Origin of the sequence: Rossellomorea sp. YZS02 (assembly GCF_033963925.1) — a bacterium.
Lineage (GTDB): Bacteria > Bacillota > Bacilli > Bacillales > Bacillaceae_B > Rossellomorea.
Map to the genome: position 1 here is coordinate 24,423 of NZ_JAXBLY010000031.1, position 12,325 is coordinate 36,747.

Genomic DNA, 12,325 nt, shown 5'->3' on the forward strand with positions numbered 1-12,325 from the left:
CCCCGTCCCACCCCTTCCAATTACCTTACAATTCTATTATGCTAGTACTAAGGGGGAGTGAATATGAAAAATGTATTTCGTATTATATTGATTGGCGCATTGTTCTTTGGTGTAGCTTCTTCATCGGCCAGTGCTCAAGGTTTCACCGATATACATAAGGGAACGACTTTTTATGATGAAATGATGTATTTGTATAACGAAGGAGTCATTCAGGGATTCGAGAATGGTGAATTCAGACCCGGGCAAGCTGTGAACCGTGCCCAAGCAGCGATTATGATTGGACGTGTCCTTGATTATAGTGATGCGCCGAGGGAATCCTCCTTTAAGGATGTAGGTAAATCCACTACAGGTTCCGGCTATATCCAAACAGCCTATGAAAATGGAATTATTTCCGGATATGGTGATAACACCTTCAGACCGGGAGAGACAGTCACACGAGATCAGATGGCAATGTTTCTTGCAAGAGCCTTTGATATGAAGGATGAGGCCCTTGTTCCATTTAGTGACGTATCGATTCAAATGAAAGCTTACCGCTCCATCCGTCAAATTATTTCGTTTGGCGTTACAGAAGGGTATACAGACGGCACTTTTCAGCCTAAAAAACAGGTCACTCGTGCTCAATTCTCGGCCTTTTTAGCAAGGGCAGTCAGTGATGACTTCCGTTTGAAAGTCGACGCATGTGGCTATGATCCAGAGTCAGGAACAAACCCTGACTATCAAACTGTCAATTGTTTGATCACAAAGGCGTCACTTGAATCAGGTAAAATTGTACCTCCAGAAGTCGTGAAGAGTATCGCTTCGGTAGAAAGCAACGGCTGGAAGCAATTCGATTCAAACGGTGAACCGATCATCAGTAATGATGGCGGCATCGGGATCATGCAAATCACTCCGCCATTCGAATCCGGTGTGGATGAAGAAAAATTAAAGTATGACATCACGTATAATATCGAAAAAGGGATTGAAATCCTTGCTTCTAAATACTCGAACGCTTCACTGCCAACCATAGGTGATCAAGATCCTATGAATCTAGAAAACTGGTACTTTGCCATCATGGGATATAACGGGGCAGTCGCAGTGAATAGCCCATTCATTAAAGCAACCGGGGATCATAACTTTGACTCCTATCAAATGAAAGTGTATCGGGATATGGATCAAAATGGACAAGTCACTCCACAGATCTTCCAAATTCCAATGACTGTCGACGATTTCCACTATGGTGACGATACGAATTGGAATATTGTATTTAAAAAGGATCATTATAATTACTATGCCGACTACACACCGTCAAGACATTACTTCAAACCAGGTGATCAGGTCGTCCATGTCGGAACCACTCTTCGTGCAGATGCGACAACACAGTCTAAAGGAACAGCACTGCAACCAACAGAAAAGCTGAAGATCCTTGCAGCACCTGTTTACGACAAGGACCCCAACTCAAAAAATCAATTTGTCTGGTATCCAGTTGAAGTACAGCGAACGGGGTACAAGGGGTATGTGGCTTCTTATAATGTAAGATAATGGGACAGAGGGACAGGTCCCTTGTCCCATCTATCTCAACATAACTTCAACTAAAGGCGAGGGGAATTCCCCCTCGCCTTTAGTATTATTCTGGGACACGGTACCTGTCCCCCCTGTCCCTACTTATCAGAACAAAATCCTCATCATGTACATGTCTCTCTTTTTTTATTTCCCTTATAGAACCTTTTCTCCGTTTGCCATCCATCCCCTTCTGAAATGACGCTTCATATACGCTCTCCAATCCATTCAGTATCAGATTGATCGATACAATCGTTAAGGCAAAGAACGTGATCGGTACAAGGACGATGAACGGATGAATATAGAGTGTTTCAAAGTAATCACCAATCAGTCCGGACCATTCAAAGGACAACGTTTTAGGAGGATCCTGTAAAGGTGAGAAATCAATGACCGTCCCTCCGAAGAACATTTTCAACAAGCCCAGATGTGCCAAAATGATCAATACTTGGTTCAGCTGTTGAATAAAGAGAATCATGAGTTTCTGCACTAAATGTTTCAATACATGAAAGAATAGGATCCGCAATGTACCGGCACCTAACGTTCTGGAAGCCAGTACAAATTCTGTGTTAAGGATTTTTTGGGTTTCTTTGCTTATGTATAAAATAACGCTTGGTAATGGTAATAACACCAGGATCATCGTTTCAAAAAATGCCCTTTTATAAAACGGTTCACCAAACCCATCAATAGGCATGGAGAGAACGTTGATGAGAACAAAATAGGCCATCAGTGTAATCGGAATGACTGAAAACGTACTGAGGAAATGCTCTGTTACTTTGAGTGTTTTGGTGAGATAGCCGCTGAATAGCGTGCCAATCACAGCCCCCAGGGTAATTTGCAATAAAGCAATAAAAAAGGAAATGCCTATTGTATACTTTGCCCCTTCCACAATCACATGCAGCAAATCATTTCCGCTCACGTCTGTTCCTAAGGGAAACGCTAAAGACGGTTTAAAAGGGGCGGTCTCAACGATTTGACCGTTTTCGTACTTCGCTGCCTTCTGTCTGATCTCACCATCGTTAAGCATCGTGTTCAATAGGCTCGCAGCCAGCAGCACTCCAATAAATAGAAATCCAATCAGAAATCGCTTATCTTTGAATACGTGTCGAATCAATCAGGATCCCCCCTTTTTAATCACATGTGGAACAAACAGTTCATAGCACTGAAAGAGAAGAAAGATTGGGTAATAGATTAAAGAAATCCCAACAAAGAAGACCTCAGGATAAGGGTATTGCAGAATGAACGACATGATGCCCGGTATATTGAACAAGTATTCCACGATTAATAGGTTCGTCAGGAAAAAAAGGATGATCGTCTTGGAGTAATGAAAAAGGGAATAAACTGTGTTTCTAAACACATGAACCAAGATCATTCGACGGAACGAAATCCCTTTTGCCAAAGCCAGAGTGGCATAGCTTTTTGTCAGTTCTTCGAGGATTTGGGATATCAATAATTTTGTGATAATCATCGTTGGGGTAATGCTCAAAGAGAGAATCGGGAGAAAAATCGCCTGTTCCTCTCCAAAAGAAGCAAAGTTCAAGAATTGTATATTGGTTTTTTGATACGTCCATACGACCAGGATTTGTAACACAAGTATGTAAAAAATATCCGGCACGGCCTGTATATACGTGAAGATCTCTTGAAAAGTGCTGATTACTTTTCGATTGAAGTTCACGATGGTGAAAGAAATGATGATCGAAATAAACATTGATAAAATAATCGACCCTCCAACAAGAATCAATGATTCTGCCAATGGCGGGAGGATGGTCGGGAAGATTGGTCTGAATACATTCCTCCCTGTACTGAATTCCAACTCCTGCAAAGAGGATATACTCGTCAGCAATTCGAGTATTTTTTGCCAATAGGATGAAAGATCAAGTGTAATATGATTGAATAAATATGGGATACAGCTTATACAAGTGATTGCGGCTAACGATGACACGATCTTCCACACGAAAGACAAAATTCTATTAACAACCGGCAAAGCATCACCTCTTTTGGATAAAGTAATTTGTTCTGATCAGGTCCAAGATACAGTCGGTTAATAAGGAACTCCTACACCCTATATTTTACTTTATTTCCCTGTCCCTTCAACGTCCTTTATGCCAAATTCAATTTTTTGAACAAAGAAAGGTCTCTTCTTAGATTATTTTCGTTATATCAAAAGAGATCACTTCATAAATTTGAACAACAAAAAAACCGTAGCCATCGAGTGTGACTTCGGTCTCCCCACTTATACTTTCATACCTAAATGATTCTGCAATGACATCTTTATATATTCTTTCCCCAACTGAAAGTAATAAGAAGATTTCTTATATCCTGATTTCGCAACATAGTAGTCACCTAAGTAGTCGCAGAAGCTAGATAAAGTGAGATATTTATTTTGTTTCGTAAGTTCAGGTATGATCACCTTTTCCATTTCCCGATCTAACTTCTTATATTCACCACCAAGCAACAAATGATAAAATATGTACTCTGCACGCAGTGATAAGAGAGATGGATCCTTTTGAACAAAGCGATAGCATTTGTCGAGACACTGAGCCGCTTCATTCATCCTTCCAGCTTTACAATATTCTTTCACAAGGGAAAGGACGATACGGGCACTATTATATGATTGAAAGTCTGATTGTTTCTCATATAGCTCCTTAAATAACCCAAGAGCTTGCTCATCTTTTCCCGCTATACTGTATAGACTACCCAGGTTGTGTTTAATAGGAGGAACCATCTCATGATAATGAATTTTTACCGCGAGAGAAAGAGCTGTATCATAATGTTCCTGTGCCAGGTCGTAATAGAAGTTCCGCTTATGACAGATGCCTAGCAGTATATGGCAGTCGACACATTTATGAAGCATATAGATCGCTTGAAAGTGGGATAAAGCCATTTCAGCATATTTAACAGCCGTCTTGGTATTATCATTCTTACTGTTCATGAAGGAAAAAGTATAATAGAAATCTGCCAGTTCAATAGAAGAGAGATCTAAGAAGGCGATAAACTTTTGGGATTCAAAGATCTGTTTTACCGCTTCATCAAATTTCCCTACATGATAAAAATAATAGGCGCTATGTTTATAGAAATAAAATCTCGTTTTTAAAGACATATCGATGGTTTTTTCAGTTAAATCCACTAGCTCTTTCTTAACATGGGCAATCTTATCATGCTGAAGATCATACCGAATACGGAGCACTTTATAGTCAAGCTGAATACTTTCATTACTAAAATCGTTTCCCTCGAAATAATGATAAAGCCTATCAGACTCTTCCACATCCCTTGTCATGAAAGTGTTATTCCATTGATACAACCGACCCTGTATTTCAGTCAAAGCATTCGCATCTTCAATATAACCAAGCCTGTTTAACAATAATTCAATCGTTTCATCACTGGGCTGCAAAATTTCGTTCTCGATTTTGGACAAATACGAAACCGAACAAATCCCTCTCGATAAATCCTCCTGCTTCATCTGCTTCTTCTTTCGCAAATACCGTACCTTATGGCCATATGACATATGTTGAATATTGACCACCCCCTCCAATTTTTATTCTACCCCAGGAAGGGACAGAGGGACAGGTTCCTTGTCCCATCCCCAAAAGAGATGAGGACAGTATTCGTTTCTATTTGTGGGACAGGGGACCTGTCCCCATGTCCCACCCTATTAACGTTTATTCACACGAATCAACTCAATAAATGTACTGAAGGTCGTGTTCCCTTTCAATATCAAGACGTCCTTGGCTAGTGTTTCTTTCAAAAACTCTACCCTCATCTGATCTCCATCACTTCGCAGACATTTTATCTTATAAGGGCCGTCTTTAAAATGTAAGGTTAAGACTGATTGTGAATCTGAAGCAAGAAGGGCGTTTTCCCACCAGGGAAGAATATCTTTAAAGTCCACCCACTCCTCTTCCGGAAACGCAACACCATCTACTAAAAAGTAGATCTTTGCAAGCTTGTTTCGATCTACTTCTCTAATACCATCATTATCTACAACTAACTTGATGTCCATGGTTTTTCTCCTTTACCAAATAGGATAGGCTGTCTCGATTTCTTTCGTTGAAGTGTTCACCCACATATCAATGGTCATGTTATGACTCTTCCCTCTAACTTTCACGTTTTTCCCCTGTGTCTGAAGTTTCTTGTACCGGTTTTTATAGGCATCCTTAACCGTTGACTGCACTTGAGATTTTGTCATATTCTTAGGAAAGAGGTCTCTTCCTTTTGAATAAACTCCGCCATACATATGACGATCTGCAATGTGGTTTATATCTATTTTAACCACTTTATATGATGGTAAAGTGATTCTAACAGTGGATCCACCACCACCCGGTCTTCCTCCGCCTATTCCGCCTCCCGGACCTCCCCCGGCACAAGAAGGAGTTACTACTTCTATATTGTTGAACCCATCATTTCCAGGTTGACCTTCAAATATATCCCCAATAATATCTTCTTCAAAATAGTCTTTATCGATTGTTACTTCATAGTCATCGTCACTAAAATCCGCTTCTACACTGATGTCTTCAAGTGGCATAGCCTTCACAGCAAAAGGATTATCCAAGCATGAAGCATTTGCCACCCCCGTAGGTAACCCAATTGCAATTAATAATAACAGTACTGAACAAAGACTCATCAACTTCGTGTTCATAATAAAAGAACCTCCTAAAAATTTTTCAGAGGTATATAGGCCTAATATTCCCTTCCTTTACTATAGTTCAATTACCCTTAAAATAATAATTAAATTTTCTTAATATTGGGACGGAGGGACAGGTCCCTTGTCCCAGACAAAAACACACAAAAAAAGACGAGGGGCGCATCCCTCGTCTCTAATTTTTTGGGACAGGGTACCTGTCCCCATGTCCCAACTCACTTACTTAATGATCGACTTGAACTCATATGTTCCTTGTCCTGATTGTACGGTGTAGATTACATAGACACCGTTGGAAGCTAGTAGTCCTCCAAAATTATAGGTGATTCCTAATGAAAACCTCTCGTAGGAACCGATATCTGTATCTATGCCTGCATCATTCAGCTCAGATTCGGTATACTGAGATTTTTGTGTGTCACCTTCATAAATTTCTACTTTTTTAACGATAACGTTATTCGAGCTATAGTTATAAAAGGACATGTTCAAGCTTTTAATGACGTTATTAACTTGACTTGAGCCGTGGCTAAACTGAAGTTGTGGCCGGTCTGTGACCTCAATCACGCTTTCAGCCGATTGACCATTTTCCAGTTGAACGGTGATAACTGCAGAACCCTCTGCCTGGGAAGTGACTAGTCCATTTTCATCTACAGTTGCAACGGTTGGATTATCAGAAGTCCAGGTCATTTCTAAATCGTCGGAGACTTCCGAAGGTGTAACCGATGCAGTCAGCTGATAGGTTTTATTCGTATTCATCGACAATTGACTCTTGCTTAGGTTTACTTCTGCCGATTCGATTAGCAATTCTTGAATACGTACCTCTGCCGCTTCAAGCTTGCTTAATCCTTCGATGGTCATGTTCTTATCAAGTTGTAATCCAGCGTCCACTAGTTTTCGTGCTTCTTGTACCTCAGAACGGTTTCCTAAAGTAATCGGATCAGGAAGAGCAGCTATAAGTTCCTCTGCCTGGCGTTGTGCTTTAAGAAGCCCAATATCAGATTCCGCTTTTTGCAGAATATCAATTCCTTTAATAACAGCGTTCGCATCCACTTTCAATACTTCATCCACTTTAGTGCGTGCTGTTGCAATTTGTTCGACAGCATCCAACGTAACCGGACTCGGGATCGACTCGATTGCATCCTCCGCTTCGTTGGTAAGTGAAAGCAACAAGATGGTGTGCTCTGCTTTTTCCAGCTTTTGAATCGTTGAGATAACAGCTTCAGTATTCATCCCATATACTTTATTTACTTTTTCCCTTGCAGCTTCCACAGCTTTTTGATCAGTCAAGGTGATGGTTTCCGGCAATAATGCGATGACTTCTTCAGCATCCTTGATTGCATAAAGAAGTTTGATTGTATCTTCTGCTTTTTCAAGAGTCGCAAGGCCTTTAATCATATCCTCGCTGCCTCGTTGAAGAACTTCATCAACGAGCATCCTGGCTTCTTTAATCTTCTCTTCATCATCCAGGGTAATCGTTGCTGGTAATGACGCAATGATTTCATCCGCTTTTTGAGCATTGACGTCTTCAGGAGTTGTTTCAATGATAATTCTTAGAGATGTCGTTAAATCTGTTCCAAAAATTTCTCCATGTATAATGTGTTCTCCAGGGGCACTGAAGTCGACCATCTCCCAGCCCACCATTTTCTCTTCAAGGTTATTTCCCCTCATGAGAAGGTTGACGGTCGTTGGGAGGGAAACATCCATATATGTACGGGCTTTAATATCATCAGGTTGAATGACCTTTATCAAAACTGGATTATACGGCGACTCTGAGCGATAAATGAATAGCGCAAATTCACCACGGGTAATCTGCTCGTCAGTTCCAAATAAAGTATCTGTTTTCCCTTGAGTGATTCCATTCGCAATAAGGGCTTTTACGTATTCCATGTAGCGGCTGTTAACATCCGTAAACGGCATTTCCGCGTCACCTTTCAGCTGATACGCTCTGGCAATGATGATTGCCATTTCCCCACGGGTCAATGTATCATTCGAACCGAAGCTAGTTGACGTTTTCCCATTGATAATTCCATGGTTCTTAAGAATATCCACTGCGCTTTGTGCACGTACAGGAACGTCGTTAAACCCCGCATCAGGTGCTTCTTCCCCTACTAAGTTCAGTGCTCTTGCAATCATGACAGCTGCATCTGCACGCTTGATTTGTTGAGTTATGCCAAAACTTGATTCAGAAAGACCATTTGTAATGTTCTCCTTCACCAAATAATCGACAGCAAGTTCATACTTCACTGATACGTCTTTGAATGTAAAGGCCGAAGCAGTCGGCGCTGTTGCAGAAATGACTGCAACTGTTGCAGTTGCTGCAAGTATCTTACGAATTCGTGTTGAATAATGACCCATTTCTCAAACTCCTTTTATGTAATGATCTAGATGTGAGATTAGTAATTTATGTATAATTTTCTTGAATAATAATAAAATTTACTAATCTGGTATGAAACACCATTGGCAATTTTATCATAAAAATAGGTGGAAATTACCGTGTCTTTTTTTGGTAAATTCCACCTGTGGGACAGGTCCCTTGTCCCAGTTACGAAAGAAGACGGAGGAATAGTCCTCCATCTTCTTTCTAGTTTTCCGGGAAGAGGTTCTACCCTTGATTTACATGCTCTGCAGCCGGACTATCTAAATGGCAAACTAATAATATACCCTGCAAAGAAAAACAACTCTCTTAGGAAGAATGGGACTTTCGTTTCCAATGTCTTATATACTGAACTTTGTGTAGGCGATGAATAAGCTTCCATCCCAATGTTTTTTGCCATTAAGATGGCTCTTTTCATGTGCATGGGGTCGCTTACAATCGTAAAGGTATTAAGGTTATGTTCAGCTGCTACTTCATAAGCATACTTCAGGTTTTCTTCAGTGATTTCTGATTTTGTTTCGATTAGAATGTCATTATGATCAACACGGTGGTCAATAGCATAGTCCCGTGCAACCTCAGACTCCGCCAACTGATTGCCGTCACCCCTGCCTCCAGTAAATATAATCTTATCAACATACCGATTTTCATATAGCCAGATGGCATGATTGATCCTCTCACGTAAAACAGGAGACGGCTCCTCATCCCAAACGGCAGCCCCCAGTACCACAGCTACATCCGTCTTAACTAATTGAACTTTAACACCAAAGGTCCAAATGCTAAAAGCGGAATAGCTAATGAATACAAAGAATATGACGACGATGATCATGACTAGTCTTATCCTGGTTCTTTTATTCAATGTTAAATCAATCCTTTAGGGAGAAGGAGAGACTGCGCCTTATCTCACCACCATCCGATTTACATACTCACTCATTCCATCCATTGATCTTAGAATAAAGTATTTACTCAGAAATATGCTGCGACTAATTCGGTTGAAGCCTTTAATGAAACGGCGTTGTTGAATGAGACCGACTCCTTTATGGAATGTATCCCTGGCTAGTATATATTTATTCCGTTCATCTTCATGTAATTGGCTGTCACTCCATTTATGAATGGTAGGGAGAAGTTCCGCAAAGTCGTCCAGTTGGTTACGTTTATATAAAAAAACTAATTTACGGGAAATCATGAACTGTTCCAACATATAGCGTTTCGAAATACTACTGTCCCTTAATCGATACATCAAAACATTTTCTTTCATTTTCCCCATTTTCACTTTGTGTTTAGCAGCTCTCAGGATGAAATCATAATCTTAACAGTAAGGAACCTCACGATAGCCCTTCAGCAATCCATAGACTTCTTTTTTCAAAAACCAGGTAGGGTGGGTTGACACATTTGTATAGTTCAACCTTCTTTTGATTTCATCCCCATCAAGCTCCTGTCCATCCGATTCAACCAATACCTTGCCCTTTTCATCCATCAGAATCAATTCAGAAAAAACAAAGTCAAGTTGATGGCGTTCCAGGTAGTTTTTTTGATTTTCCAACCGGGTCGGCAACGCACGATCATCAGCATCCATTCTCGCAATATAGTAACCACCGCAATGGTCCAGTGCACGATTGAGGCTCCTGACCAACCCCATATTCTCTTCATTGATAAGGAGTTTGACCCGCTTATCTTTCTGTTCATAGCTTACAAGCAATTCGGCTAACTCTTTATTTTCCGGTTTATCCAAGACGATGATTAATTCAAGATGTTCATAGCTCTGATTTAATATGGATCGAATGCATTCATCCACCCACTCAAGCTCTTCATTGTAGGAGCTCATGATCACGGAGATTAATTCGTTCACCGCTCGTCCCTCTTTTCATCTAGGATACAAATATATAGATCAGAATATAGTGACAGCAATCAAGACTTTCGGTGTTTTGCACGACCCAACTATGAAATTCTCAATTAAGAACAACCATTTTATGATGGGTAAGTGAAAAGTAATTTTCCTACTTTGTATTTATTTATATCACATTACCATAATTACCATTTTTTTCTGATAGCTAATTTAACATAAATGAAATATTATCAATCTGTTAGTAACATAATTTGAGAGGGGAAACACCACTTGAAAGCATTAAAACTATTACTTTGTTTAGGATTGGCATTTGTAGCTTTACCTTTACAATCCGCATTTGCCGCTGGCGGGAAGACAATCGATCACTACATACCTATGGACATCGATGGAGATCACTGGGCATGGGAAGAGATCAATGACTTCATCAATGCAGATATTATTGATGGCTATATGGATGAAGAGATGTATATGTATGTGAAGCCTAATGACAATATTACACGTGCACAGTTTACAAAAATCCTCGTAAACGCACTCTCACTTGAAGCAACTGGTACACCAAAGAGATTCAGCGATGTGAAATCATCGGCCTGGTATTATGAGTACGTAAATACGGCGAGCAGCCTTGGGATTATTAACGGGAATACGAATGGAACATTTGCACCGAATAAGAATATCACAAGAGATCAAATGACAAAGATGATCGTGCTGGCCTTCGAGAAAACGGTACCATTCTCGAACTCAGCTACTCAGAAGTTCTCTGATGTCAGCAAAGATTATTGGGCATTCGACTACATCAACAAAGCATCAGGAGCGGAAATTGTGAAAGGGTTTGGAACGACCTTCAAACCACTCAACCTGGCAACAAGGGCACAGGCCATTGTCATGATTCACCGTGGTCTTACCAAAGAACAATCCAACCTACCTGATGAAGAAGCAGTAAAGGACTTCCTTAAAGGCCATATCCTCAAAGAGAACAGCCTAATGGAAACGAATGCGTCTGATGACCTGATGGCACTCTATGAAGAAAACGGAACAGGATACTATCTAGCGGAAGCAAGGGATCTTGGCGGGATCTACTTCCCTGCTGATGAAGGATACACAGTCGATATCGATGACACGAAACTTTCATTAAATATCGTATCCATCTCTGACCGCTTCCTAACCATCGAAGCGACCGGAATGACCGGGAGATTCACCTACAAGAGCGAAGACTTCAACATGGACTTCACTACTAAAATGGATGGATCCTACAACCTGAAGCTCGATCAAGAAAGCGGCAAGTGGAAAATCTACAACTACATGCCTTACTTTGACGAAGATCAGTTTGAAGAATAGGTGGGACATGAATGGGACATGGGGACAGGTCCCTTGTCCCATTCAGGAAAGAAGACGGAGGAATATTCCTTCGTCTTCTTTTTTTGTTTGTGGGACAGGGAACCTGTCCCTCCGTCCCTACAAACGGATAAGTTAGATGGAACATTCAAAGATGTGACAGCACAACAATCTTGGTCTGCCGCCTACATTGAAGCGTCACACCGCATGGGCATCATTAATGGATTCACGGACGGGACATTCTGATCTGGACAGAACATCACACGCCAGGAAATGTTGGCGATGATCGTCAGGGCCATGAAAGTTGAAGACCATGACGTACTAGTGCAGACAGAAGTCATTGAAACATTCAAAGACGAAAGCCAATTCAGCTCCACATTCACCAAAGAAATCTACCAAGCATCACGGGCAGGACTCATCAATGGGCGAAGTAGCGGGAACTTTGATCCACTGGCTCAATCCACCAGAGCAGAAACGAGTGTGATTTTGTATCGTGTGTTGAATAAATAAGGTGGGAAAGATCCCTTGCCCCACCAACATATGAAAGAGAGGCTGGGACAAAACCCTCCTCTGAAATGAAAAAGCCGGTGAAATTTTACAAAAAGTAAAA

At 40.8% G+C, this 12,325-nt stretch carries 13 protein-coding genes; 4 read left to right on the forward strand and 9 right to left on the reverse strand.

Going from position 1 to position 12,325, the window contains the following annotated elements:
• Positions 1 to 63: 63 nt before the first annotated feature.
• Positions 64 to 1,518: an S-layer homology domain-containing protein gene (locus tag SLH55_RS21925; RefSeq protein WP_320324460.1), complete on the forward strand. Its 1,455-nt coding sequence runs from the start codon at positions 64 to 66 to the stop codon at positions 1,516 to 1,518.
• Positions 1,519 to 1,603: 85 nt separating this feature from the next.
• Here SLH55_RS21925 and SLH55_RS21930 read toward each other — a convergent pair whose 3' ends face one another.
• The 9 genes from SLH55_RS21930 to SLH55_RS21970 form a co-directional block, all read right to left on the reverse strand.
• Positions 1,604 to 2,647, reverse strand: a complete 1,044-nt coding sequence (locus tag SLH55_RS21930; protein ID WP_320324461.1) for an ABC transporter permease — start codon at positions 2,645 to 2,647, stop codon at positions 1,604 to 1,606.
• Entirely contained in the window at positions 2,648 to 3,475 is an 828-nt protein-coding gene (locus tag SLH55_RS21935) for an ABC transporter permease subunit (RefSeq protein ID WP_320324462.1), read from the reverse strand. It abuts the gene before it with no gap.
• Between the two features lie 291 nt (positions 3,476 to 3,766).
• Positions 3,767 to 5,038: a helix-turn-helix transcriptional regulator gene (locus SLH55_RS21940; RefSeq protein WP_320324463.1), complete on the reverse strand. Its 1,272-nt coding sequence runs from the start codon at positions 5,036 to 5,038 to the stop codon at positions 3,767 to 3,769.
• 147 nt (positions 5,039 to 5,185) lie between these two features.
• A complete protein-coding gene (locus SLH55_RS21945) occupies positions 5,186 to 5,533 on the reverse strand; it encodes a hypothetical protein (RefSeq protein WP_320324464.1) in 348 nt (115 codons plus the stop codon).
• A gap of 12 nt (positions 5,534 to 5,545) precedes the next feature.
• A complete protein-coding gene (locus SLH55_RS21950; protein ID WP_320324465.1) occupies positions 5,546 to 6,169 on the reverse strand; it encodes an EndoU domain-containing protein in 624 nt (207 codons plus the stop codon).
• A gap of 222 nt (positions 6,170 to 6,391) precedes the next feature.
• Positions 6,392 to 8,521, reverse strand: coding sequence for an S-layer homology domain-containing protein (locus SLH55_RS21955; RefSeq protein WP_320324466.1), 2,130 nt, complete (start codon positions 8,519 to 8,521; stop codon positions 6,392 to 6,394).
• A 278-nt stretch (positions 8,522 to 8,799) separates the two neighbouring features.
• On the reverse strand, positions 8,800 to 9,366 hold the full coding sequence (locus tag SLH55_RS21960; RefSeq protein ID WP_320324467.1) for a YdcF family protein: 567 nt from the start codon (positions 9,364 to 9,366) through the stop codon (positions 8,800 to 8,802).
• A 69-nt stretch (positions 9,367 to 9,435) separates the two neighbouring features.
• Positions 9,436 to 9,795, reverse strand: a complete 360-nt coding sequence (locus tag SLH55_RS21965; protein ID WP_320324468.1) for a hypothetical protein — start codon at positions 9,793 to 9,795, stop codon at positions 9,436 to 9,438.
• A gap of 51 nt (positions 9,796 to 9,846) precedes the next feature.
• Entirely contained in the window at positions 9,847 to 10,386 is a 540-nt protein-coding gene (locus SLH55_RS21970; RefSeq protein WP_320324469.1) for a glycosyltransferase family 2 protein, read from the reverse strand.
• 267 nt (positions 10,387 to 10,653) lie between these two features.
• Between SLH55_RS21970 and SLH55_RS21975 the strand changes: the two genes are divergently transcribed.
• Genes SLH55_RS21975 through SLH55_RS21985 form a run of 3 tightly spaced genes read left to right on the forward strand, consistent with a single transcriptional unit; the run spans position 10,654 to position 12,225 of the window.
• Entirely contained in the window at positions 10,654 to 11,718 is a 1,065-nt protein-coding gene (locus SLH55_RS21975; protein ID WP_320324470.1) for an S-layer homology domain-containing protein, read from the forward strand.
• Between the two features lie 33 nt (positions 11,719 to 11,751).
• Entirely contained in the window at positions 11,752 to 11,961 is a 210-nt protein-coding gene (locus tag SLH55_RS21980; RefSeq protein WP_320324471.1) for an S-layer homology domain-containing protein, read from the forward strand.
• A gap of 36 nt (positions 11,962 to 11,997) precedes the next feature.
• Positions 11,998 to 12,225, forward strand: a complete 228-nt coding sequence (locus tag SLH55_RS21985) for an S-layer homology domain-containing protein (RefSeq protein ID WP_320324472.1) — start codon at positions 11,998 to 12,000, stop codon at positions 12,223 to 12,225.
• Positions 12,226 to 12,325: the final 100 nt, after the last annotated feature.